The sequence below is a fragment of the Paenibacillus lacisoli genome (genome assembly GCF_030580655.1).
In the GTDB taxonomy this organism is placed as follows: domain Bacteria; phylum Bacillota; class Bacilli; order Paenibacillales; family Paenibacillaceae; genus Paenibacillus; species Paenibacillus lacisoli.
Map to the genome: position 1 here is coordinate 244,675 of NZ_JAUQTB010000002.1, position 25,275 is coordinate 269,949.

25 protein-coding genes are annotated in these 25,275 nt (G+C 50.0%); all 25 read right to left on the minus strand.

Going from position 1 to position 25,275, the window contains the following annotated elements:
* Position 1: 1 nt before the first annotated feature.
* The gene (locus tag Q5741_RS04905) at positions 2 to 556 is read right to left on the minus strand and encodes a cysteine hydrolase family protein (protein ID WP_305022946.1); all 555 of its coding nucleotides are present in this window, start codon (positions 554 to 556) and stop codon (positions 2 to 4) included.
* A 40-nt stretch (positions 557 to 596) separates the two neighbouring features.
* Complete coding sequence (locus Q5741_RS04910) at positions 597 to 1,391, minus strand: NUDIX domain-containing protein (RefSeq protein ID WP_305022947.1); 795 nt, start codon at positions 1,389 to 1,391, stop codon at positions 597 to 599.
* 97 nt (positions 1,392 to 1,488) lie between these two features.
* The gene (locus tag Q5741_RS04915; protein ID WP_305022948.1) at positions 1,489 to 1,899 is read right to left on the minus strand and encodes a PaaI family thioesterase; all 411 of its coding nucleotides are present in this window, start codon (positions 1,897 to 1,899) and stop codon (positions 1,489 to 1,491) included.
* A gap of 117 nt (positions 1,900 to 2,016) precedes the next feature.
* Positions 2,017 to 2,457, minus strand: coding sequence for a RicAFT regulatory complex protein RicA family protein (locus Q5741_RS04920; protein ID WP_305022949.1), 441 nt, complete (start codon positions 2,455 to 2,457; stop codon positions 2,017 to 2,019).
* Positions 2,458 to 2,483: 26 nt separating this feature from the next.
* Positions 2,484 to 4,091 carry a tRNA (N6-isopentenyl adenosine(37)-C2)-methylthiotransferase MiaB gene (gene miaB / locus Q5741_RS04925; protein ID WP_305022950.1) on the minus strand — a complete coding sequence of 536 codons (1,608 nt, stop codon included), beginning with the start codon at positions 4,089 to 4,091 and terminating at the stop codon, positions 2,484 to 2,486.
* A 173-nt stretch (positions 4,092 to 4,264) separates the two neighbouring features.
* Entirely contained in the window at positions 4,265 to 5,041 is a 777-nt protein-coding gene (locus tag Q5741_RS04930) for a glucose 1-dehydrogenase (protein WP_305022951.1), read from the minus strand.
* A 185-nt stretch (positions 5,042 to 5,226) separates the two neighbouring features.
* Complete coding sequence (pduL, locus tag Q5741_RS04935; RefSeq protein ID WP_305022952.1) at positions 5,227 to 5,799, minus strand: phosphate propanoyltransferase; 573 nt, start codon at positions 5,797 to 5,799, stop codon at positions 5,227 to 5,229.
* Between the two features lie 144 nt (positions 5,800 to 5,943).
* Positions 5,944 to 6,924, minus strand: a complete 981-nt coding sequence (locus Q5741_RS04940) for a dipeptidase (protein WP_305022953.1) — start codon at positions 6,922 to 6,924, stop codon at positions 5,944 to 5,946.
* A gap of 151 nt (positions 6,925 to 7,075) precedes the next feature.
* Positions 7,076 to 7,336: a stage V sporulation protein S gene (locus tag Q5741_RS04945; protein ID WP_006286829.1), complete on the minus strand. Its 261-nt coding sequence runs from the start codon at positions 7,334 to 7,336 to the stop codon at positions 7,076 to 7,078.
* A 129-nt stretch (positions 7,337 to 7,465) separates the two neighbouring features.
* On the minus strand, positions 7,466 to 8,260 hold the full coding sequence (locus Q5741_RS04950) for a TIGR00282 family metallophosphoesterase (RefSeq protein ID WP_305023333.1): 795 nt from the start codon (positions 8,258 to 8,260) through the stop codon (positions 7,466 to 7,468).
* 81 nt (positions 8,261 to 8,341) lie between these two features.
* Positions 8,342 to 9,883 carry a ribonuclease Y gene (rny, locus tag Q5741_RS04955; protein WP_305022956.1) on the minus strand — a complete coding sequence of 514 codons (1,542 nt, stop codon included), beginning with the start codon at positions 9,881 to 9,883 and terminating at the stop codon, positions 8,342 to 8,344.
* A gap of 303 nt (positions 9,884 to 10,186) precedes the next feature.
* Positions 10,187 to 10,915 (minus strand): regulatory protein RecX, encoded by a 729-nt coding sequence (locus Q5741_RS04960; RefSeq protein ID WP_305023334.1) that lies wholly within the window; start codon positions 10,913 to 10,915, stop codon positions 10,187 to 10,189.
* A 148-nt stretch (positions 10,916 to 11,063) separates the two neighbouring features.
* A complete protein-coding gene (gene recA / locus Q5741_RS04965; protein WP_305022957.1) occupies positions 11,064 to 12,125 on the minus strand; it encodes a recombinase RecA in 1,062 nt (353 codons plus the stop codon).
* Between the two features lie 247 nt (positions 12,126 to 12,372).
* A complete protein-coding gene (locus Q5741_RS04970; RefSeq protein WP_305022958.1) occupies positions 12,373 to 13,644 on the minus strand; it encodes a competence/damage-inducible protein A in 1,272 nt (423 codons plus the stop codon).
* Positions 13,645 to 13,798: 154 nt separating this feature from the next.
* On the minus strand, positions 13,799 to 14,386 hold the full coding sequence (gene pgsA, locus Q5741_RS04975; RefSeq protein WP_305022959.1) for a CDP-diacylglycerol--glycerol-3-phosphate 3-phosphatidyltransferase: 588 nt from the start codon (positions 14,384 to 14,386) through the stop codon (positions 13,799 to 13,801).
* A gap of 215 nt (positions 14,387 to 14,601) precedes the next feature.
* Positions 14,602 to 15,093, minus strand: coding sequence for a YajQ family cyclic di-GMP-binding protein (locus Q5741_RS04980; RefSeq protein ID WP_305022960.1), 492 nt, complete (start codon positions 15,091 to 15,093; stop codon positions 14,602 to 14,604).
* 135 nt (positions 15,094 to 15,228) lie between these two features.
* Entirely contained in the window at positions 15,229 to 15,393 is a 165-nt protein-coding gene (locus Q5741_RS04985; protein ID WP_305022961.1) for a hypothetical protein, read from the minus strand.
* 136 nt (positions 15,394 to 15,529) lie between these two features.
* Positions 15,530 to 16,618 (minus strand): helix-turn-helix domain-containing protein, encoded by a 1,089-nt coding sequence (locus Q5741_RS04990; protein ID WP_305022962.1) that lies wholly within the window; start codon positions 16,616 to 16,618, stop codon positions 15,530 to 15,532.
* Between the two features lie 77 nt (positions 16,619 to 16,695).
* Positions 16,696 to 17,463, minus strand: coding sequence for a DUF3388 domain-containing protein (locus Q5741_RS04995; RefSeq protein ID WP_305022963.1), 768 nt, complete (start codon positions 17,461 to 17,463; stop codon positions 16,696 to 16,698).
* A gap of 214 nt (positions 17,464 to 17,677) precedes the next feature.
* Positions 17,678 to 17,932 carry a DUF3243 domain-containing protein gene (locus Q5741_RS05000; protein WP_305022964.1) on the minus strand — a complete coding sequence of 85 codons (255 nt, stop codon included), beginning with the start codon at positions 17,930 to 17,932 and terminating at the stop codon, positions 17,678 to 17,680.
* 135 nt (positions 17,933 to 18,067) lie between these two features.
* Positions 18,068 to 18,838 (minus strand): elongation factor P 5-aminopentanone reductase, encoded by a 771-nt coding sequence (gene ymfI, locus Q5741_RS05005; RefSeq protein WP_305022965.1) that lies wholly within the window; start codon positions 18,836 to 18,838, stop codon positions 18,068 to 18,070.
* Positions 18,838 to 20,118, minus strand: coding sequence for an EF-P 5-aminopentanol modification-associated protein YfmH (gene yfmH / locus Q5741_RS05010; protein WP_305022966.1), 1,281 nt, complete (start codon positions 20,116 to 20,118; stop codon positions 18,838 to 18,840). The genes ymfI and yfmH overlap by 1 nt, the downstream gene beginning before the upstream one ends.
* Before the next feature lie 3 nt (positions 20,119 to 20,121).
* A complete protein-coding gene (yfmF, locus tag Q5741_RS05015) occupies positions 20,122 to 21,402 on the minus strand; it encodes an EF-P 5-aminopentanol modification-associated protein YfmF (protein WP_305022967.1) in 1,281 nt (426 codons plus the stop codon).
* A gap of 157 nt (positions 21,403 to 21,559) precedes the next feature.
* The gene (gene sleB, locus Q5741_RS05020; RefSeq protein ID WP_305022968.1) at positions 21,560 to 22,396 is read right to left on the minus strand and encodes a spore cortex-lytic enzyme; all 837 of its coding nucleotides are present in this window, start codon (positions 22,394 to 22,396) and stop codon (positions 21,560 to 21,562) included.
* 151 nt (positions 22,397 to 22,547) lie between these two features.
* Positions 22,548 to 25,223: an FtsK/SpoIIIE family DNA translocase gene (locus tag Q5741_RS05025; protein ID WP_305022969.1), complete on the minus strand. Its 2,676-nt coding sequence runs from the start codon at positions 25,221 to 25,223 to the stop codon at positions 22,548 to 22,550.
* Between the last annotated feature and the right edge of the window lie 52 nt (positions 25,224 to 25,275).

Sequence of the window (25,275 nt, forward strand, 5' to 3'; positions counted from 1 at the left end):
TTCAGCTCGTTTCTTGGGATGCCTTAAGAACATTAGCCCCCAGACTGCTCTTAAAATGACCCAGGGCCCATTCATGTCCTGCCTGATTGAAGCTGGCTACAGCATCTTCATAGACGGTAATGCCATAGCCTTTGTTATAAGCATCCACTGCGGTATGAAGCACACAGATATCCGTGCATACACCAACCAGCACCAGTTCCTGAATTCCGCGCTCACGAAGTTTCAGTTCGAGGTCCGTCCCGCAAAAAGCACTGTACCGCGTCTTATCCATCCAATAAATCCGGCTCTTGTTCTGCTCATATACCGTATCCAGCTTGCCGAAGAGACGTCGTCCTTCCGTACCCCGGATATTATGCGAAGGAAAAAGCTTCGTCTCCGGATGATAAGGATCATTCGCTTCATGCAGATCAACGGCCATGACGACCAGGTCACCGTTTTCAATAAAATTCTGGGTAAGCTCAGCGATGGTGTCCTGCAGCAAAACTGCAGGCTCTCCCACCGGAAGACTTCCATCCATGAAATCGTTGGTATAGTCAATAACTATCAATGCCTTCATGACAATCTCTCCCCTGCGATAGGATTCAGTCTCAGACAAATCAGGTATAGATGGATAATCTCGGCACCAGATCGGTAAACCGGTACAGCTGGGCAGGCCGCTGTGAATATTGATTGGAGCTGAGCGGCTTGCCGTTCTCATCGCGGACCTCTTCGATGATCCCCTGTCTGCTGCGGGTGGATGTGATCTTGCGGATAAAGTTAGGCTCCTCAAAGTCCGGCACCACGCTCTGAATAACCTGATACAGCTCACTTAACGTAAAATGGCGCGGAAGGAACTGTTTTGCAATCGTGGTCTCCAGCATCTGGTACTGAATGCGCTGGTAAGCATCTGCAATAATATCATGGTGGTCAAAAGCCAAATCCAGCTCTTCTAAGGCTTCCTTTACCGTGAATAAACCAACCTCGGAGGCATCATCGGCTGCCTGCCTATGCTCAAGCATCCACTCCTCCACCAGGGCGAAGAAGGCATGGGAGATAATCCAGCCCCGCGGATCGCGCCCCGGCTTGCTGTATACGCCCAGATATTCCAGATGTCCTCCGTCCACACCGGTCTCCTCCATCAGTTCACGCTTGGCTGCTCCGTACATGGATTCATTCACATTACAGAAACCGCCGGGAAGAGCCCATTTGCCTGCAAACGGCCAGCGTCTGCGCTTGATCAGCATCACCTTCAGTTCACGGATTGGAAGCGTCTTCGTGACGGTCTTGCGCTCTCGCTTCGTTAAGGTGAACATGACGATATCGGCAGGCGCGCCATCTGGTGTCCGGTATTTCTTGATATCATAAGCCGCTTTCTGCTTCTCTTCCTCATTCTCATTCTCTAAATAGCTCATCAGCATCACCATATTTAATATCGTATTGATAATCTCATTATGACGTATTAAATGAGTTTGTCAAGTTTTTCACGTAGTAGACGGCATAAATCTCTGTTTAGGATTGAGCCGGTGGTTTGATCACACGGAAAGATCCTGTCGCCATACAGCCAAGTGTACCCGCAGCATCATGAACAAAAGCTTCAGCTGTAAGGCTCCGTCCCGCCATATGCACGACCTTGGCGGTAACTGTCAATTCTCCTTTTCGCATAGGGGACAGGTAGTGAACATTGAGATTGGTGGTAACACAGGCGTCCACCTTCTTCGCTGCCGTCGCTACCATCCCCATCGCCTGATCCATCAGGGAAGACAGAACCCCGCCATGTACAATCCCCATAGAGTTCGTATGATGCTCATCCGCCGTCAATCCGATCTTGACCTCCTGTTCGGTTGCGCTAATCAGCCGGCAGCCCAAATATCCCCAGAAACGCTCTTGTCCTTCTTCGACCATGGTGTGCAAAATATCCATCCTTATGTTTCCCTCCGTCTATTCGTATAATGTACCCGAATCCCTAGTATTCGGAATCATGATGCTGAATTTGATGCAGCAAAAAGGTGCGGAAGATCTCTCCGCACCTGTTTCGGCTTAATCGCTGCAGCTGCTCGATGCAGAGCCGCTGCCGCTTTCTACATGAATCTTTTCCGAAACCGAATCCCGAATCGTGGACATCACGAGCTGAAGCAGATCATTGATTTCCTTCTGGCTCTGCTGATACGCCGTCACGAGCGGAATCCCGTCAATCTCGGCCTGCAGCGCTGCAATTTCAGCCTCAATTCTGTCGACCATACTTTTGTTCTTCAGGCTCTCGAATGCAACAATTTCTTTTTGCTTTTTCTTAATCGTTGCAATCAGCTGCTGAATACGCTGATGGTTGTTGATTTTTTCCTCCGCCTGCTGAAACTGCTGCACTTCCTCGCTTGAACCGAGAACCTGCGCCAGCTCCCTGGCTTTGTTTAATATATCATCACGAATGATAAGCTCCTGACTGCCTCCGGCATTCAAGCCTGCAGTATGCTCCTCTGCCATGGTCATCGCTCCATTCTATTCCTAGTTTATTGGTTAACCGCCAACGGTTCAGGAACGAGGTCCCCTTTAATGTACCACGTCAGCGCATCCGTAATCCTTACATGTACGAAACTTCCAATCAGATCCGTTGTCCCTTCAAAATGCACCAGCTTGTTCGTGCGCGTGCGTCCAGACAGCATCTGGGCATTATTCTTGCTCTCGCCCTCAACCAGAACCTCTACAATCTGCCCGCGCATATCTTCATTGCTCTGACGGCTCGATTCCTTGATGGCATTATTCAAACGAGCCAGTCGCTCCTTCTTCTTCTCCATCGGAACGTTGTCTTCCATCGTTGCCGCTGGCGTTCCTTCACGAGGTGAATAGATAAAGGTGAATGCGGAATCAAACCCGACTTCCCGAACCAGGGACAGCGTATCCTCGAATTGCTCATCGGTCTCTCCTGGGAAGCCTACAATGATATCTGTCGTCAGCACAGCGCCGGGTATGGCTGCCTTGATTTTGCCTACCAGCTCCAAGTAACGCTCCCGGCTGTACTTCCGGCTCATCCGCTTCAAGATCTCCGTACTGCCTGACTGCACCGGCAGATGAATATGCTCGACCAGATTACCGCCCCGGGCCAGTACTTCAATCAAGTGATCATCAAAATCACGCGGGTGGGACGTCGTAAAGCGGACTCGCGGAATATCAATCTGGCGGATATCGTCCATCAGATCACCGAACCGGTATTCCATATCGGTAAAATCCTTGCCATAGGCATTCACATTCTGCCCCAGCAGTGTGATTTCCTTAAAGCCTTGTCTTGCCAGATCGCGGACCTCTGCAATCACATCCTCGGGCCGGCGGCTGCGTTCCTTCCCGCGGGTAAATGGAACAATGCAGTAGGTGCAAAATTTATCGCAGCCGTACATAATGTTGACCCATGCCCGCATCCCTTCACGCTTCTTCGGTAGATGCTCGATAATGTCGCCTTCTTTGGACCAGACTTCAACGACCATTTCCTTACTGAACAAGGCTTCTTGGACCAGATGCGGCAGCCTGTGAATGTTGTGTGTACCAAAGATCATATCGACGAATCCATGCTTCTGCATAATCCGGTTTACGACCGCTTCCTCCTGGGACATACAGCCGCATACACCCAGCAGCAGATTCGGCTTCTCCGTCTTCAAGTGCTTCAGATGACCCAGTTCTCCAAAAACTTTGTCCTCCGCATTCTCACGGATCGCGCATGTATTCAGCAAAATGATATCAGCTTGTTTGCGGTCCTCGGTACTCCGGTAGCCCATCTGTTCGAGCAGCCCTTTCATCGTTTCCGTGTCATGCTCGTTCATCTGGCATCCATACGTATAAATCGTGTAATAGTGCTGCTTGTGACGGTTCATCTCACGGAAGGTCTCCAGCATTTCCTCATTGCGGGGATCCGTATAGCTCAGGACCTGGATCTCTTCTTTACCCCGGCGCTTGCCTTCCTTGAAGTCGGGCTGAGAGTTAATCTGGATATTACGTCCCTTGATCCTGTAAGTCGTCTTGCCGTCTTCCTCGGAAATCAGCTTCGCATCGCTGAAATCAAAATACTTGGAGTAATCCTTGTTCTTCGCAGATGTCAAGTCTGCCGCATTCTGATTCTCCTTGTTCATCGTGCTCACGTCCTTTATATCAAGCTATCTCTAGAGTAACTGTGTGCATAGGGTCATGCGATATTAAATTATATCATAAGACCCAGGCTATAACCATTGTCACTGCTGTTCGAGATACAAAGAAACAACCAGCCTGCCGCGGCAGACTGGTCGTATCGTGAGCCTTATGATAGTTATTGAATCGTCATGGCACCGTCAATGGATATAGCCGTGCCGTTCACGTAAGCTGACTCATCCGATGCCAGAAAGGCAACCAGATTTGCTACTTCCTCCGGCTCACCCAGACGGCCTGCCGGAATGCCTGCGGTAATCTGATCGTAGTACTGCTGCGGGTTTTCCGGGAACCATTTCACCGATGCATGCTTGATCATATCCGTATTAATAGGTCCCGGGCAGATCGCATTAATATGAATACCGTACTTGCTGTACTCAACCGCCGCATTTCGCGTCAGACCGACCACACCATGTTTACTTGCGACATAGGCTCCAAAATTCTCGGCCGCAATGACACCGCCGCTGGAAGCAGTATTGATGATCGCACCGCTCTTTTGTTCCTTCATCACGTTAATGACATGCTTAAGACCGAGGAATATACCTTTAAGATTAATATCTATGACCTTACTGAAAGCAGCGCTGTCATAATCACCCAATGGCGTGACTGGACCTTCAATTCCGGCATTATTGAACAAAGCATCAATGCGTCCGAATTTGTCCAGCGCAAGCTGCACATACTTCTGCACATCTGCTTCATCGGTCACATCGGCAGTAATTGTGTAGACTTCCGCATCCGGCTTGAATTTCTTGACTGCTTGAACCGTCTGTTCCAGGGCTTCACCGTTCAGATCCACCAGAATCAGCTTGGCACCTTCTTGAACAAATTTGATCGCTGCTGCTCGTCCCAGACCGCCGCCTGCTCCTGTAATAATACTCGCTTTATTCTGCAATCTCATGATCATCCCTCCAGACATGGTATAGTATTTTACTTAACCATGGCATCTCCCCCTATAACAAAGGACTTATAAAATTGCAGAAATTGTCATATATTCAGGCTTACTGTCGAACCCGAATTTCATTTCTTTATAAACAAAAAAAGCGGACCCGGCAGTACTGCCGGGTCCGCTCCTGATAATTCAGCTTAATCAATAATTTCCGCCTGGTCGCCGTTCTTCACACCAGCTGCATTTGCTTCATCGGTATCGATATGCATGTCCAGCGCAAAGTTGTCTGATACACGGGCAATCACATGCTCGAATACGACACCACGCTCGCCGCCTACACGTACCTTCAGCTCCTGCTTGTCTTGAATGCCCCACTTCTCGGCATCAGACGTATGGAAATGAATATGGCGGGCAGCCACGATTACGCCTTGCTCCAGCGTCACTTCTCCGGCAGGACCTTTAACGAGGATGCCAGGTGTGCCTTCAATGTTACCGGACTCACGGACCGGGGCCTTAACGCCCAGAGCGAAAGAGTCGGTACGGGAGATTTCCAGCTGGGAAGCAGGACGGGCAGGTCCTAGAATACGAACAGTGCCGAATTCTCCTTTAGAGCCGACTACAGCAACAGTTTCGTTTGCAGCGAACTGACCCGGCTGGGACAGCGGTTTAAATTCGGTCAGCTGGTAACCAGCACCGAACAGGGCTTCAATATGTTCTTGTGTCAAATGAATATGACGTCCGGAGACGCCTACAGGTACGGTTTTACTCATGATGAGTCACTCCTTGTTCAAATCTTTCTCGGTTCACCTATGCAATTATACCCTTTTTTCATGAAAAAGAAAAAGATCGCTCAAAATGTTTTCAATTTCGCCATTTCCAGGATCTCATCATGTTCTGATATCAGCAAAACCGTTCTATACTGACGGGCGCTCCGGCAGATGACTGGCCAGATAACTAAAGGCATTTCCAGAAGTCCAGCCTCGCACAATCGGTTCGGGGTAATGCTTGAGCAGGAGGTCAATCAGGGATGGATACTTCCCGGCATGCTCCAGTCCCTGAATATGCGTCTCAATCCCGTCGAAATCTGAACCAAACATAATATGCGAAGCCCCGCCCCTTGAGCAGATATGCTCCAAATGTTTCAGCAAATCGGTATTCGTCACCGGCACTGCGGCCTTCGTAAACTGGGGCACAAAGGTGATCCCGATCCTGCCTTCGCGGGCGACCAGCGCTGTGATCTGTTCATCCGTCAGGTTACGTGGATGGCTGCAGCAAGCTCGCGTATTAGAATGGGAGGCAATCGGCGGCTTGTCACTCAGTTCCATGAGCTCCCAGAAACCATGCTCTGACAGGTGAGAGACATCCAGCAGGAGGCCCAGTTCCCCGCACCTCTTGATAAAAGCTCTGCCCTTCGTACTGAATCCGCCGTTGCGCTGCTCCAGAATGCCGTCTGCGGCCCAATTGGCATAGTTCCACGTGATTCCCATAACCCGGACGCCGAGCAGGTAGCACAGGTCCACATACATCAACCTTCCCTCCAGACCGTCAACACCCTCGAGAGCCAGCAGAGCCCAGCTTTTGTCATGACCGGTGTATGAAGCCAGCCTTTCTGCCTGGTCCCTCCACTGTAAAGGCTGCAGAGTTCCTGAGCCGGATAATCCGGCAGCTACTTTGGAATAAAAAATAGAGATCTGCTCGGCAATATGCTCGAAGGTGGGCCGGCCAAGCTTCTCCGACAGATAGATGGCGAAGGTCTGCAGTAAGACCCTGCCTTCCTTCAGACGGGCTGCATGAACATCAAGGCGTTCATCCTCCTGGAAATTTAGCGTTGAATTCATTTGAAGCTTGCTTAATACGTCACAATGAAAATCGGCGACCCGGTATTCGTTCGACATCAGCACCGCTCCTTGAACGAAAATGATAAGGAATAGACAGACACTATGCTTCTACACAGATGATCTGTAATGATCATTACAATTTATGCAAGTTTTCCACGCAAAAAAACCTGCTTACACGATCGTAAACAGGTTCATCGTCTTGCATATATTATCGAGGTTCCACAATCAGCTTAATGGCCGTCCGGTCTTCTCCGTCAATGACAATATCGGTAAATGCAGGAATACAAATCAGGTCCACTCCACTTGGCGCTACAAATCCCCGGGCAATCGCAACAGCTTTAATCGCTTGGTTCAGTGCACCGGCTCCAATCGCCTGCAGCTCAGCTGCTCCACGCTCACGCAGTACCCCTGCAAGTGCGCCGGCAACGGAATTGGGATTGGATTTTGCTGATACTTTTAATACTTCCATGGTAAGTACCTCCCCTGGGAACGATTATAGTTTGAATTCCACTATAGATGTTATTCGCGGGTGGGCAAATAATTCCTTCTTCCTCAGGGGATTTCCTTGAAAATTAGACTTTCAGCTAATGAACAACGATTAATCCATCAACCATTCATCTTCCTGAATGCGAATCTTCTGTATTTTACGGGCTTTTCCCGTCTGATCATCCAGTTCTGCATATACGGCATGGAAATGCCATTTGCCGTTATCCACCTGGAACCGCACCGGCAGCTGGGTCAGAAACTTGCGTAGAACCGCATCTCGTTCCATACCAAGAATTCCGTCCCTTGGACCAACCATGCCCGTATCCGTTAGAAAAGCGGTTCCTTCCGGCAGAATTCGTTCATCATTACTCTGGACATGCGTATGGGTACCGACAACCATCGAGGCTCTGCCATCGAGATACCAGCCCATTGCAATTTTCTCTGATGTCGCTTCTGCATGGAAATCCACCAGAATATGCTTGTGCTTCTTGCGCAGAGAATCTACAATCTCATCGGCGGTACGGAATGGGCAGTCGATAGACGGCAGGAAAGTCCGGCCCTGCAGATTCACGATAGCAAGTTCCTTATTGTTAGCTTTGATCACGGTATATCCTTCGCCTGGTGTTCCTGGCGGGAAGTTGGCCGGACGAATCATACGCGGCTCATCGTCAATGACATCAAAAATGTCCTTGTTGTCCCAAGTATGGTTGCCCAGTGTAATGCCATGCACGCCCCAGTCGAAAAATTCGCGTGCAATGGCTCCGGTAATTCCGCGTCCGGAAGCGGCATTTTCTCCGTTGACGATAATAAAATGCGGGTTATATTTGTTCTTCAGATAAGGCAAAGTCGCTTTGAGCGCTTTGCGTCCAACACTGCCTACGATGTCTCCAATGAATAATACGTTGATGGTATTCCCTCCTGAACTTGTGCTGCTATTAGGATGTCCAAATGAAAAGTGGCCCCAGTAGGCGGCCACTTTATCATCATCCTATTTAGCGTATTCAACCGCCCGGGTCTCCCGAATAACGGTAACTTTGATATGTCCCGGATAATCCAGTTCATTCTCGATCGTCTTCGTAATATCACGAGCCAGTCGGAACGCTTCGGCGTCATCGATTTTCTCAGGCTGTACCATGACACGAACTTCACGGCCTGCCTGGATGGCGTATGATTTCTCAACCCCTTCGAAGGATTCAGAAATCGCCTCCAGCTTCTCAAGGCGGCGGATATACGTTTCCAGCGTCTCACGTCTAGCGCCTGGTCTTGCAGCGGACAATGCGTCAGCCGCGCCAACCAGCATGGCAATAACGGAGGTTGCTTCGCAATCACCATGGTGAGAAGCGATACTGTTGATAACAACCGGATGTTCTTTGTATTTCTTCGCAAGCTCCACACCAATCTCAACGTGAGAGCCTTCCACTTCATGATCCAGCGCCTTGCCGATATCATGCAGTAAGCCGGCACGTCTTGCCAAGATAACGTCCTCACCCAGCTCGCCGGCCATCAGACCCGCCAGATAAGCGACTTCCATGGAGTGCTTGAGAACGTTCTGTCCGTAACTTGTACGGAACTTGAGACGTCCCAGAATTTTGATCAGGTCAGGATGCAATCCATGCACACCAACCTCGAATGTGGCCTGCTCTCCGTATTCACGGATACGCTCGTCCACTTCTTTACGGGATTTTTCCACCATTTCTTCGATGCGTGCCGGGTGAATACGTCCGTCCGCAACCAGTTTTTCCAAGGCTGTACGTGCAATCTCACGGCGGATCGGATCAAAGCCTGACAGAATAACAGCTTCCGGCGTATCATCGATAATGAGGTCAATTCCCGTAAGCGTCTCGAGTGCACGGATATTACGGCCTTCTCGGCCGATGATCCGGCCTTTCATTTCTTCGTTAGGCAGTGTGACGACGGATACGGTTGTCTCCGCAACGTGATCGGCTGCACAACGCTGAATAGCAAGGGTAATAATCTCGCGTGACTTCTTGTCCGCTTCTTCTTTCGCCTGCTGTTCCAGTTCCTTGATCATTTGTGCCGTCTCGTGGCGTACCTCCTGCTCTACGTTGGACAAAATGATGCTTCTTGCATCTTCCATCGTGAGGTTGGAGATCCGTTCCAGCTCGGTCACCTGGTCCTTGTACATCTGTTCAATTTGCTGCTGGGTTTCATCGATTCGTTTCTCTTTGTTAGCCACTTGCTCTTCTTTACGTTCCAGCGATTCTAATTTTTTATCCAGCGACTCTTCTTTTTGCAAAAGTCTGCGTTCCTGCCGTTGAATTTCATTACGACGTTCACGAGTTTCTTTGTCAGCTTCAGCCCGGATGCGATGAACTTCATCTTTCGCTTCCAGAACTGTTTCTTTCTTCAGTGCTTCTGCCTCTTTTTTCGCGTTCTCCACGATTTGCGCGGCAGCTTGTTCCGCACTGGAGATTTTAGCCTCTGCAAGAGATTTGCGAATAAAATACCCAATCACGAACCCAAAGAATAATGCGGCAACAACGAGAACGATCCAGATCAATGCTGGCATACTGATCACCTCCTCGTTGGCTCCTCCAAGGTATTCCTTGGGACATTGCATTTTGTCACATTATTACAATTGATACTCGTGCAAAGCGGCGGTCTCTTGTCTCACCGTCACCTATTAACCATATGCTGACGCATATGCTACCCCGCTTGTCCAGCGGTACCCTCTTCATTTGTAACAATTCGGATCCTATCCATGAAGACGCTTTTTTGGAAGGAAAAAGATCTTCTATGTCTTTTATAGACCCAATTACATTTTATTATTTGGTAAAAGATATTGTCAAGGGACGCGGGCGCTTAACTTCCCTCAGTCCATGTCCGGCCACTCCGTATCATCCTCGTCCATTTCCGCTTCCTGACTCTCCGCTGCCAGACGCTGAATGACCCGGCGGGACAGTTCGCCTGTGAAACCTCGCCGCATCAGATAAGCCATCGTCTTGCGCTTCTGATCCAGCATTTCTCCTCGAACCTGTCTCCATTTCTTGCGTCCACATTGCAGAGCACTGTCCCATTCCTCTTCGTCGCTAACTTCCCCAAGAGCTTCCGCAATATTATCTTTGGATATTCCTTTTTGGCGCAGTTCCTGCCGGACCCACAGTTTTCCCTTACGCTGACTGCTAATGCGCTGCTGAGCCCACTGGCGGGCAAATACGGTATCATCAATCAGCTTCTCCCGCTCCAGACGATCCAGCGTCTCTTCTACAATCGCTGGCTGGATTTCCTTATCCGTGAGGCGTCTGGCCAGCTCTGTGCGGCTGCGCTGTTTTCGGCCCAGTATATACAGTGAATGGACATAAGCCTGCTGTCGTTCATCGGCAACGACGATTTCGGCCAGCTCTTCCTTTGTAAATACAGTTCCGGATGTCATCCTGTATTTGATCATGACATCTTCCAGCACGGACAGGCTGTATTCTCCAAAATGGATAAGGTACCGTCCCCGCTGCCGCCCCTGCTTACGTTCAACACGGGTAACCACCAGTTCCCTATGATCGGGAAAATGAGCGATGCCGCCTGGAACCTCCTGTTCCAGTTCCATATCAATCTCATCAAGATCTTTCACAGTTTTGCCTCCCCTCCACAAGTTCTCCTGTTAAAAAATAAAGGCGCCCATCGGGCGCCCTATTGCGGCGAACTCTGTATAGTTCAGCTGCATTGCTTTAAAAGAAGTTCAGCTGTTAATTAGCTTATTCAAGCTCAAGCAGTTCCTGTTCTTCCTTCGCTTCCTGCTCAAGCTCTTCCGCTGTTGGAGCAGCCACAGAAGTGATCAGATTGCTTGCAAGACGGATCTTATGTTCGATCGTTCCTGCCACCTGAGGGTTTTCCTTCAGGAACTGCTTCGCGTTCTCCCGTCCTTGACCCAGACGTTCGCCTTCATAGGAGTACCAAGCGCCACTCTTGTCCACGATATCATGTTCTGTACCGATATCAATGAGACTGCCTTCTTTGGAGATGCCTTCTCCGTACATAATATCCACTTCCGCTTGTTTGAACGGAGGTGCCACTTTGTTCTTTACGACCTTAATACGTGTGCGGTTACCCACGATGTCGTTACCGGACTTCAGGCTCTCAATACGGCGTACATCAAGACGAACCGTTGAATAGAACTTCAGAGCACGTCCACCTGGAGTAGTCTCAGGGTTACCGAACATCACGCCAACCTTTTCACGAAGCTGGTTGATAAAAATCGCAATCGTCTTGGATTTATTGATCGCACCTGACAGCTTACGAAGGGCCTGGGACATGAGTCGCGCCTGCAGACCAACGTGCGAGTCACCCATTTCACCTTCGATTTCCGCTTTCGGTACGAGAGCCGCTACGGAGTCAATAACGATGATGTCTACCGCACCGCTTCGAACCAGCGCCTCAGCGATTTCAAGTGCCTGCTCGCCTGTATCCGGCTGGGACAGCAGCAGCTCATCAATGTTGACACCCAGTTTGCTTGCATAAAGTGGATCCAAGGCATGCTCTGCATCGATGAAAGCAGCTTGTCCACCTGTCTTCTGTACCTCTGCGATTGCATGCAGGGCTACAGTTGTTTTACCGGAAGATTCCGGTCCATATATTTCAATAATCCGGCCTCTTGGAAAACCGCCGGTTCCTAGAGCAATGTCCAGAGCGATCGATCCGCTGGGAATTGTTTCCACTTGCATGTGAGTTGACTCACCAAGTTTCATTACGGAGCCTTTACCAAATTGCTTCTCTATTTGACGGAGCGCCATTTCAAGCGCAGCCTTACGATCTGACAATAAACTCACATCCTTCATCATTTATAATATAATAATACCTTGTTTTTACACGCTTGCCAAGCTTTTTTTCGAACATACATTCGTTTTTTTTGCGAGGAAGGGCGCCTCTTCCTCCGCCATCCATCCTCCAAAAATAAAAGAAGAACCGATTGCTCAGATCACTTCGCAGGCGGTTCTTCCGTCTCTATTATTATATCTTTTTCCAGTTCAAAAAGCAATCCTCGTCAAGCTTGTATCCCGCGGATCCTTATTCCGCCGAAGGGGTCTCCTGATCGACCAATCTGCGCCACAGCCGGTACATAATACTCTTGGCAGCACGCAAACGGACGGTTTCACGATTACCATTCAGCCGCAGCTCATGCACCTCCGTTTTACGGTCGCGTTCCGCAATTCCGATATACACGAGACCTGGCGGCTTGCCCTCTGCAAATCCAGGACCAGCCACACCGGTCACAGACAATCCGAAGTCCGAATCTGTAATCAGCCGGACATTCTCGGCAAGCGCCCGGGCTACTTCTTCGCTGACAGCTCCCGGACTGTTGTCCCCTTCCAGCAGGCTGGCAGGCACATGCAGCAGCTTCTTCTTGATCTCATTGGTATAGCATACCACACCGCCCAGAAGGACCGTGGCGCTGCCTGGAACGGAAGTCAGGCTCTCCATGAGGAGGCCTCCTGTGCAGCTCTCAGCCGCGCTGACAGTCAGCTGGCGGGCAACCATCATGTCCACGAGCTTTTTCTCCAGCGGAATATCCTCACTGGCATAAAGATGCTGCGGAAGACGCTGCTGGATCTGCAGCTCCATCGCATTCAGCTTGGTCATTGCTTCCGTCTGGCTGGATGCTTTGGTGGAAATACGGATTGTCACTTCGCCTTCCTTAGCATAAGGCGCGATTGTAGGATCAGACTGGCTCTCGATCAGATCCAGCAGCCGTGTCTCCAGAGCTGATTCACCAATGCCGGCAAATTTCAGCATTTTGGAGTAAATCGGCTGTTCATCCGTCAGGGCCTGCTGCAGCAGCCAAGGCTTGGCCTGATTGTGGAACATCGGTTTGAGCTCCTTGGGAGGGCCAGGAAGGACGACATAGAATTTGCCGTCCTGGGCGATTGCGTCCCCGACAGCAAGACCTGTCTCATTCTCAAGTGGAGTGGATCCCTTCAGGGACAATGCCTGCCGGCGGTTGTTCTCAGTCATCTCTGCACCGCGGCTGAGAAAGAACTGTTCGATTTTGTCCATCGCCATGCGGTCAATATGCAGTTCGGTACCAAGAACAGAGGCAAGCACCTCTTTCGTCAGGTCGTCCTGCGTCGGTCCCAGACCGCCAGAGAACAGGATGACATCAGCACGGCCCTGCGCAATCCGGATGGCTTCCTCAAGACGCGTTATATTGTCGCCAACCACGGTTTGAAAGTATACATCGATACCCAATGCAGCCAGTTCCTGTGACAGGAATTGAGCGTTCGTATTCACAATTTGTCCAAGCAGCAGTTCTGTTCCGACTGCAATAATTTCTGCTTTCATACCAAATGATCCTCCTATGTGTTAAGCATACAGCAAAATAATCAAAGATAGATGCACAGTACATAAAAATATGCTGTACATACTCTTTGGACCGTTACTCCTCAAATCAAACAAAAAGCCATAGGAAGATCCTATCGCTTTTCATTGTGTCCTTTTAGGCCTTAGAGGAATGCAGGAGGCCGCGGTTTTTGACAAAATAATCGATGCCCGAGTAGAGCGTGATCAGGGCAGCCAGCCACATTGCGACATCATCAAACTCAAACCCAATGAACGCAAACGGGAAATTGTTCAAAAGCATGGCTACAATCGCAATGATCTGGACAACCGTCTTGATCTTGCCCCATTTACCAGCGGCTACGACCGTTCCATCCAGCAAAGCAATCTGACGCAGACCAGTCACAGCAAACTCCCGGCTGATAATGACAACAGCAACCCATGCATCCACCTTGTCCATCTGCACGAGGGAAATCAGCACAGCTGCCACCAGCAGCTTGTCCGCGAGCGGATCGAGCAGCTTGCCCAGATTGGTCACCATATTATTCTTCCGGGCCAGATAACCATCGATTCCATCGGTAGAGGCTGCAATAATAAACACCAACGCTGCCATCAGCTGATTGAACGCAAGGCTGAAATTGCCAATATGTATAGGTGACGGAAAGAAATCAAAATCAACCAGCAAAAATATCATCATTAAAGGAATGAGACAAATACGTGCCAGCGTTATTTTGTTGGGTAAATTCACAGTACAGTACACTCTCCCCTGACAAGTTCTCCTTAAATGATTGCACAGGCAGGAATCGCGGTCTTTATCTCTTCGCAGCTAAGCTGCAACGGCCGGCGTTCCTGCAAAACCTGATTGCTCCTATAACGTTTCAAGTATAATATACGGCAATTGCAGTGTCAAAACAGAATAAAAAGCCTCCGGCAGTCCGCACAGGCGGACAGCGGAAGGCTGACTTATTTCATGTTGGTGAACTGCAGTTCAAGCGGAAGATCCGCCTTGCGCAAAAGCTGGATTACAGCCTGCAGGTCGTCCCTGCTTTTTGCTGTTACACGGATCTGGTCGCCTTGGATCTGGCTTTTGACCTTGAGTTTGGAGTCCTTAATCAGAACATTAATTTTTTTGGCATTCGCCTGATCAATTCCCTGCTTGAACGACAGCCGCTGACGCACCGAACCCATGGAAGCCGGTTCAATTTTGCCGTAATCCACGTTTTTTAGAGAAATGCCGCGCTTGGCCATCTTGCCCTTAAGAATATCAATAACTGCATTCAGCTTAAATTCATCGTCTGATGCAATGACCAGGGCCTCCTTCTCCAAAGTGAGGCTGCTCTTGCTCCCCTTAAAGTCAAAACGGGTCTCCAGCTCGCGCTCGGTCTGGTGAACCGCATTCGTCAGCTCCTGCATATCCAGCTTGGATACGATATCAAATGAACTTTCTGAAGCCATATGTAACCCTCACTTTCCTTCAATGCTGTATTCACGAACTTTATTATAGTGAACAATTCCCTGCAAGTCCAACCCGGCGGCAGAAAAAAGACGTTTCCGCCAGCCTCCTGTGCGAAAACGCCCTGTTCACGATCATTAATACTTGCTGCGCGCTGGCTGTCTGAACATATCCAGAATACCCAGAACGATGTGCGCAAGGCCAAACCCCAAAATACCGTAGCCCCATGCATTTGGCGTCAAGTAATATCCGAGGAGACTGACGATAACTCCCAAACCGGTAACGATCCAGCTGACTGTCACGATGGACACCCCACTTTCCGGAAATGAAATAGGTACTGTTTTGCTAAAGCTGCAAATGAACTCAATCCTATTATTTCCGGTATGCTCATTACCTATTCATGTTCATTATTATGTCCATCCTCTGCCAGCAAAAAAATCAATTATTACTGTCCGTACTATCTGATGTATCGGCTGATGTATCGGCTGATGTGCCGGAATCACCTGATGCATTATCTGTTCCAGAAGCACTGTCGTCCAGGCTCAGCAGGATCCGTGAAGTAGATTTGCCGTCCGTAACCGGCTGACCGCCAACCGAAATGGCTGTAGCCGGAGAATATCCGGACTTGATGTACAGTCCTTCACTGCCGAGGTCAAAGGAGAAAGTGTCTCCATCTTCCGTCGTTTTACGCTCGAGCTTTTCTCCTCGGGAGTTCTGGCCTTTGTAGACCTCAAGCCAACTCCTTCCGGATGCCTTGATTTCAACCTTGACAGGTGCTCCGCCAGCCGAAGCTACCTTGAACTTCGTCATGCTGCCTGATTTGCCGTCCGGGCTGACCGTCACGCCGCCGGCAGCTGTATCCGTCTGATCGGCAGGTGTGCCATCTTCAGGCGCTGTGCCTGCTTCTCCGGGCGTAGTTGTCGTTCCGTCCTGACCGGTCGCTGTACCATCGGTTCCGTCCGTTGTACCTCCGGCGCCGCCGCCCTGTTGGTTGGTGCTGTCGCCTTGATCGGCAGGCTTGGAGCTGTCATCTGCCGGCGTGCTGGTATCCGTCTGCGGCTTGGAATCATCAGCTGCGGGAGCTGTCTGTTCGGTAGCAGGCTGTGCTGCCTGCTGCGGAGCAGGATCACCGCTGTCTTTGGAAACGATAATGTAGATCACTACCACAATAATGAGCAGCGGGAACAGCCACATCAGCATGGTCGGCATCCAGCGGAAATTACGTTCGCCCCCGCTTGAAGGACGACTTGAACGTTTCTGGGTGACTGGCTCCATTACCGCTTCCGGTTCCGGCGCAGGCACATCCTTTTTGTGTCCTTCCAGCAGTTCATCCGGATTGAGTCCTACCGTTTCAGCATACGTCTTGATAAATGCCCGCACATAAAAAGTCCCCGGCAGCACCTTGTAGTCTCCGGCTTCAATAGCCTCCAGATAACGTTTGCGAATTTTGGTCATTTCCTGTACGTCGTCAAGACTCATCCCTTTTTCCAGCCGGGCCTCTCTTAACTGTTGACCCAGTTCAGACATGCCATTACCCCCTAATGTTGTTGTTTGAAGTGTTTGTAGTTGCTGTATGTCAATTAGATCAGCATCTTGGCGCAAATTCAGATATCATCGGTATAACTTGAAGTGAATGTGTCATAGATGATCTCTTCACTCGGATTGTTACGCAGTTCAACAATAATATCGAAATCCTCATAAGTGTATCCGGATTCCCTCATAAATACATCCGGGTGCTCAATAACCTTCGTGCTCGGCATGCTCATGATTTCCTGCAGCAGCTGATAGTGGCGGTCGTTGGAACGAATGGTGCTAACGATCCCGTCAATGATAAAAATATTGTTCGGGTTCATTTCCTCCTCGGACAGCTGACTCCGGATGGTCTGACGCAGCAGCGTCGAAGAGACAAACGTCCAGCGCTTCATCGAGCACACGCTGCCAGCAATAATGGACTCTGTCTTGCCTACCCGCGGCATCCCGCGCAATCCGATGACCTGATTCCCTTCCCTTTTAAATAATTCACCCAAAAAATCAACGAGTAACCCAAGTTCATCCCGGGTAAAGCGAAAGGTTTTACGGTCATCCGAGTCTCTGTCAATATATCGGCCGTGACGAACAGCCAGTATATCCACCAGCTTGGGCGCACGGAGAGCAGAAACCGTAATGTTGCTCATCTTCTTCAGCATCTCGCCCAGCAGGCGGATTTTGTCATCATCATCGCTTTCAAGCAGCATTCCGCGAGTCTTGCCTTCGACCCCGTTAATAGTCAAAATGTTGACTTCCAGCATACCGAGCATGGAGGCGATGTCGCCAAGCAGGCCGGGCCGGTTTTTATGTATTTTATATTCCATGTACCATTGCTTCAATCCCATCACATCACCACATCCAAGCCCATATTATACATAAATCCGACATGACTATAAAGAATCGTGTCGAAATTTTGTTGTAAGTTCAAAACACATAGAACACGTTAATGATATAAAAAATAAAAATGAAATACAAGAACAGGAATGTCATAACTTCATGTTTTTGCAAATGGAATGGGAGAAAAGCCCCCAAAATTGGGGGCTTCTTCTTTCGGAAGGCTTATGCGTTGTGTTTCGCCAGTTTGACCATCAGCTTGGCAATAGTGTGGCGTTCTTCTTCATTACCCACTTCCCACAGCTCTTTCAGAGCGCGGTTGGAATGGTTGCCCGGATCCACTTTCTCATCCAGAAAATCGCCGATTTCATAAGCGAGCTTAGCAATGGTATCCTGGCTCATGCCTGCTTTCTCAGCCTGTACGACACGCTCACCCAGAAACTTTTTCCAGCCGTCAAAATCCTTAACTACTGAAGACATTGTTCTTCCTCCTTTTGTGCATGCGCATGATTAGAATGAACAGTTGTAATATGCGCTGGAGAAGAAGCTTTTATGCTGGAGTTCGCCGGATTTCGTGAACGAATGATGAACACTGAGTTCATGATCAAATGATGCTTAAGTCACCCATCCGCCGTTGGGACTAATAACCTGACCCGTAATATAACCGGAGTCCGGCAGCGCCAGAAAATAGACCAGGGACGAGATTTCATCCGGTTTGGCAAGGCGGCCAGCCGGTATCTCGTCAGACAGCATCTGCAGCTCATCTTCAGCCAGATGATCCAGCATCGAAGTCTCGACTGCCCCTGGCGCCACCGCATTCACGGATACGCCTGAAGGAGCGAGCTCTTTGGCCAGCGCTTTGGTAAAGGCATTGATGCCGCCCTTGGTTGCCGAGTAGAGCACCTCGCAGGAAGCACCTGATATCCCCCAGACTGAGGATATATTGATAATCCTGCCATAACGTTGGGAGATCATATGGGGCATAAAAGCCTGGGTACACAAAAAGGTTCCTTTGAGATTAACGGACATAACGTTATCCCATTCTTCCTCAGTCACGTCAGCCAGCAGACCATAGTGCGAAATACCCGCATTATTCACGAGAATGTCCGGCAGCATATCGAAAGTCTCCAGTTTTTCCTTCATACGCTCGATCTGTTCCTTGCTCCGCAGATCTGCACAGACGGTCATAACCTTAGCGCCGTATTCCAGGCAATCCCGTGCCACCTCATTCGCTGCCTCATGGGACTGCTGATAGTGAATGACTACCTTCATACCCACCGAGGCAAAGCGCTCTGCAATCGCAGCACCAATGCCCCGGCTTCCCCCTGTAACCAATACGGTCGTGTCGGCGATCGGCTTGCCGATCTGTCCGATTTCTCCACCCACTATGGACTCACCACCAGTGACACGGCCAACTGATCCCAGTTGATATGCTCGCGCAAACGGCGGTTCACATCGTCTAGAGTAATGCTCTCATAAATAGGCAGCACCTTAAACAGATCACCGCCGCGGAATTTGTGACGTGTAAATTCATGAGCAATATTTTCAGGTGAATTCAGCATGCGCAGGTAGCCTCCGACTTTCTTTTTGCGCGCCCGCTCGAAATGCTCGGCCTTAAAACCGTTCTGTACAATTACATCTACCTCTTCGCGGATTCGTTTGAGCAGCAGATCCGGATCACGGGTATCTCCGCCCACAGCCGAGAATGCATACTGCGTTGAACTGCTGTACTCGGAACCAAAGCTGTCGGAGATGAGATCTTCGTCATACAGCTTCTGATAAAGTTCGGTGCTTGAACCAAACAGCAGATCCATCATCAGCTTAGTCGTCAGATCATGGCGGGTCAGCTCTTCCCCGCTCAGACCCACCTGGCGCTCCTTGAAGCCGAACAGGCATTTCGGCAGGGATACCGGGAGTTTAACTTCACGGCGCTTCTCCGCTACGGTGGCTGGCTCTTCGTCGAAGATGCGGTCAATGCTTCCCTGTGGCTTGTAGTCCTTCTTGGCCTGGTTCTCCCGCACCAGCTGGATCACCTCTTCAGCATCCACGCCGCCCACGACAAACAGCAGCATGTTGCTAGGATGATAAAACGCATCATAACAGGTGTACAGCGTATCTTTTGTAATGCCGCTAATTGATTCCACCGTACCCGCGATGTCGATATGAACCGGGTGAACCTTGTACATGGCCTCAATCAGGCCGAAATATACACGCCAGTCGGGATTGTCCGCATACATATTAATTTCCTGGCCGATAATGCCTTTTTCTTTCTCCACATTCTGCTCTGTAAAATATGGATTCTGCACAAAATTAACCAGCGTCTCCAGATTATCATGAATGTGCTCCGTGGCTGAGAACAGGTATACGGTCTGATCGAAGCTGGTAAATGCGTTCGCGGATGCACCATGGCTGGAAAATGTTGAAAAAACATCACCTTCCGGCTCTTCGAACATTTTATGCTCCAGAAAATGCGCCACTCCGTCCGGAACCTTATGCTCATCCTGGCCTGCTACACGAAAATGGTTATCAACTGATCCGAATTTGGTAGCGAAAGTGGCAAACGTCTTCTGAAAACCCGGCTTTGGCAGTACATACACATGAAGGCCGTTCTCCAGCTCTTCAAAATAAAGGGTTTCCTGCAGGTGATCATAATGTATGCTTTGCACGGGCTACTCCTCCTTCTTGTCTCTCAGGAAATAGATGGTGTCCAGCTTGAATGTATCTGCTGCAGACTGCACATCTTTCACCGAGACGTTCTCAATCTGTTCCAGCAGCTCCTGAACGGAACGTTCCTTGCCGGAGAGCTGACGGTTGAAATCATAGGCGATCATTTCAAAAGCGGAGTCCTGCATTTCCTTCAGCAGATTACGGATCATGGCCTTGGTCTGTCCCATTTCGAGCTCACTGATTGTACCTGCCTCCAGATCGCTCAGCTGCTGCTTGATAATCTGGACCGCTTTTTCATAGTTTGGAATTTCAATACCTGATTGAATTGTAGCGATCCCTTTATGACCGTCATAGCGGGAAGAGGCATAGTAAGCCAGACTTTCTTTCTCCCGCACATTAATGAACAGCTTGGAATGCGGGTAACCCCCAAGAATGCCGTTATACATAAGCGCCGCCGCATATTGATCATCGCCATATGTAATCGGGGTGCGCAATCCCATATTCAGCTTACCTTGGCCGACGTCCAGACGCTCAACCACTGTATGAACATCACGATGAGCCGCTACCGTCTTTTGCGGAGCATAGCCGCTGGACGAGGTACGATCGAGTGCAAAGTGGCGGTCCACCAGCTGCTCCACCTCTTCCAGTGTTGTATCTCCAACGACATACAGGTCCAGACTGGCCTCATCAAGCCAATTCTGATATGCCTGATACAGACTCTCTGCCTCAATCGTATCCAGATCACTGCGCTGGCCCAGCGGATGAAGCCGATAAGGTTCATTTGCACACATTTCCTCAATACAGCGCTCAGCAGCATAACGGATTTTGTCGTTGACGATCGAATCAATTTTTTTGCGAACATTCTCACGTTCAGCCTGTACATAAAAGCTTCGGAAATGGCCGCTCTCCGTGGCAGGACGTGTCAGCACCTCTCCAAGAAAAGCGAATGAACGGTCCAGCAGACTGTCCGCGCTCTGTACGAACGAATCATTAATCGTATCCATCCGGAACTGAACAATCTGATAGTCCCCGCGCTTGTATACATCAAAACCAAAACCCGCACCGTACAGGTGCTCCAGCTGCTCTCTGAACTGTGTTGTTTCGGGATAGGACTCGGTCCCCCGTCTCAGAACGAATGGCGTTAGAGCCACATTGGTTACCGTATCCTCACGCAAAGGAATACCGGCATATAAAGATATCGCAAACGTCTTAAAGCGTTTGGTCGGCAGCACATGAATCCGCAGCTCTCTGCGGCTGCCGCGTTCAAATCCTGATTTTATCAATTCCAAAACCCCTTTGCGGCGTCATTTGGTAAATACTGCTTCTTATGCTGTACTTGATGTAAAATCCATTCTAACCCATGGAAAAGCTAAGAAGCAACCGGAAGAGGACCCTTCCGGCTGCCCGGGGATAATACACATATGCAGCGTCATCAGGCAGCTACATACAGAAAATGTGCTGACCGATCGTTTTAACCTGAGGCCGTGACCAGATCCACTTGGATGTGGCGGTCTTCGGATTAAAGTAGTAGATACAGCCGCCGGATGGGTCCCAGCCGTTCAGCGCCTGCTGTACCGCCTGGCGAGCTGTATCGTTTGGCGTCAGCCAAATCTGGCCGTCAGCCACAGCTGTGAATGCACCTGGCTGAAAAATGACACCGGTCGGTGTATTTGGGAAGCTCGGTGATTTCACACGGTTGAGGATCACGGCTGCGACGGCAACCATCCCTTCAAACGGTTCCCCCCTCGCTTCTCCATAGACGGCATTTGCCATCATTTTCAACTCATTTTCCGACAAACCCATAGAATTCGCCGAGGCCATGGAGCCATCGTCCTCATTCCCTGCCTGTCCGGCTTGTCCGGTTTCCGTCGTGCCGCCTTGGCCTTGTTTGTGAAGAGGAGTTTCGGTCGGCTTCCAATCCTTCGTGGCATTGTACAGCTTCAGCTTGGTTTTCGCCCCAACGACACCATCCGGAGTGATACCGAATTCAGACTGGAACCATTTGACGGAATCCACGGTTTTGGAACCGAATGTACTGTCAACCTGACCATAATAAAAGCCCAGATACTTCAAACGGCTTTGCAGTTCATAAACATCCTGCCCGTAGGAACCATAGGTGATTTTCTCACTGCTGAAGGTGGGCACAGCCTCTGGCCTGCTCTCTTGCTGCTGCGGAAGCTGAATGGGCCGTGCACTCTCCGCATAAAGGTAATTCGTATACAGGGCTGCTGACAGCAGCAGAACGCCCGCCAGAATCCATAAGCTCATTTTTCTCATGTTCTGCTCTACCTCTCTCTTGTGGGATTAACAGGATGGCTACGTTTATTATGACAAGGACCCCTGTTTCCTATGCACTTCTCCTTTTATTAGGGTCCACAAAAAAAGAACCCCGGCATCAGCATGCCAGAGTTCCACAAGTTCTCATTCATCATGAGCTTAATTTATTCTGTTGATATTGCTCCAGGGATATCAGTACTTCGCGCGGCTTGCTGCCTTCATAGGGACCGATAATTCCACGCGCCTCCATGGAATCAATCAGACGGGCAGCACGTGTATAACCGATACGCATACGCCGCTGCAGCAGGGACACCGAAGCCTGCTTCGCTTCAAGAAGGATTTGAACAGCCTGCTCGAACAGTTCGTCTACCATTTCATCCATCTCCATACTGCTCTCATCCACTTCAGGGACAAGGGATTCGTCGTATTGGGCATCCCCCTGACCACGTACATACTCCACAATATTCTCTACTTCCTGGTCACTCATAAAGGCCCCCTGTACACGAACAGGCTTGGAAGCACCCATCGGCATGAACAGCATATCCCCCCGTCCAAGAAGCTTCTCGGCACCGCCCATATCCAGGATCGTCCTTGAGTCTACCTGTGACGACACCCCGAATGCAATTCTGGAAGGGATATTAGCCTTGATCACCCCGGTAATTACATCAACAGATGGTCGCTGGGTTGCAATAATCAAGTGAATGCCGGCTGCACGAGCCATCTGGGCCAGACGGGCAATCGCATCCTCTACGTCCCCGGCAGCCACCATCATCAGGTCAGCAAGCTCGTCCACAATGACAACGATATACGGCAGAACAGCATCCGGGTTATCTGCCATAAGCTTATTATAGCCTTCGACATTACGAGTACCCGATTTGGAGAACAGCTCATAGCGTTTTTCCATCTCTACCACGATTTTTTTGAGGGCGAGAGAAGCTCTCTTCGGATCTGTAACCACCGGCGCCATGAGATGAGGAATTCCGTTATAGACGTTCAATTCAACCATTTTGGGATCGACCATCAGAAACTTGACTTCATCCGGCTTCGCCTTGTAAAGAATACTTGTGATAATACCGTTAATGCAGACGGACTTACCGGAACCGGTTGCACCTGCCACCAGCAGATGGGGCATACGTGCAAGGTTGCCGATAATAGTCTGGCCGGAAATATCACGGCCAAACGCGATGGACAGCTTCGATTCGGCTTCCTGGAATGTCGCCGTCTCCATAACTTCACGCATGGTGACTAGAGACACTTCGCCATTCGGTACTTCAATGCCGATCGCCGACTTTCCTGGAATCGGTGCTTCCATCCGGATATCCTTCGCCGCCAGTGCCAAAGCAATATCGTCCGTCAGACTGACAATCCGGCTCACTTTAACACCGATGTCAGGCTGGATCTCATAGCGGGTGACCGCAGGTCCGCGCACGACTTCAAGTACTTTAGCTCTCACACCAAAGCTCTCCAGCGTCGCTTCCAGCTTCCTCGCTGTCTGCATGTAGTCGTTCTGATCTCCTCCCTTGCCGCTGTTATTCGGCTTGGAGAGCAAACGGAACGGAGGCAGACGATACGGCTTCGGAGGGGGTGGCGGAGCTGCCGGAACCGTCTCTGTCCCCTCACCCTTGTCAGGATTAACGGCAGAGAGGCTCTGCCCGGCAATTAATCCGGTCTCCTCATCTGCTGAGTCCAGTTGTCCTATCTTCTCCGGATCAGCCTCTGCCTCACGCCATCCAACTGAAGATGTTTCATTCAAATCGGAGTCCGATGGAATGGCCGGAACATCCGGATGGTCCAGCTCCTCATCCTCATAGGAGGATACGTCTTCCGATTTGATGCTGTCAAAGAAATCGCGGATGATCGGCGAAGGGGCTGCTGTCTGCAGGACCGCTTCTGGCTGCAAAACTGCAGGCAAAGCATTAGAGGATAGCTCCTCTTCCATGGCATCATCCCAGCTGCGGACAGGCTGCGTCCTCTCCTCATATGCCGGTTCAACAGCATTTCCCTCCGGCCCGGCTGCTGCAGACAAAGCGTCTTTTTTCCCTTTCGTTCCGAACAACTGGAAAAAAACCGGCTGCTTGCGTGCTGGCGCAGGCTCTTCCAGATCGTCTTCATCCTCATCCTCGTAGACCGGAATTTCTTTGACTGCACGGGATTTAGTTCGGCTCCCTGTCTTTTTGCCAGAGGACGTTTTGCCGGACTGCTGTAATCTTCGGAAAGCATTTGTACCGGCTGTCATCACTTTGGTCCGGAATATTCGGATCAGATCCACATAGGATAGATTCGTAATAAGCATAAAGCTGATCACGAACATGACTACCATAACCAGCTTGGCTCCCGGTAAACCGAACAGCCACAGCAGGGACGCAAATTCCACAGCTCCTGCATAGCCCCCGCTGATGCTCTTATGCAGCATGGATTTATCCTGCCCTTCAGGAACAAGCAGCTGCTCTTGCATATCTATATGTATCTGGCTCATTACATTGGCCGGGTGCAGAGCACCGACCGGACTCAGCCGCTGCTCCATGGCGGATATACTGCTCATTAATGTCAGTGCCAGCACTGCAAGCACAAGTCCGCTTTTACGTGTAGTCCAATTGTGAGGCCAGCGGCGATGGATCATGACCATCAGGCCGTAATATATACCAATTAACGGGATGACAAAATAAAACTTGCCCAGTACTAATCCAAACATTTTGGACAAAGAGCGGCCCACCGCTGCTTCACCGGACAGCGCAATCACGGATAAGGTGATCAGAATAATCCCGTAGATTTCATATTTCAGTACATTGCCAAGCGCTGCCTTTTTCTTCTTCCTTCTTCTGGCCACAAAAGGTCACCCCCAGAAGAATATTATACCATAACTCGCAACCCCGTACATA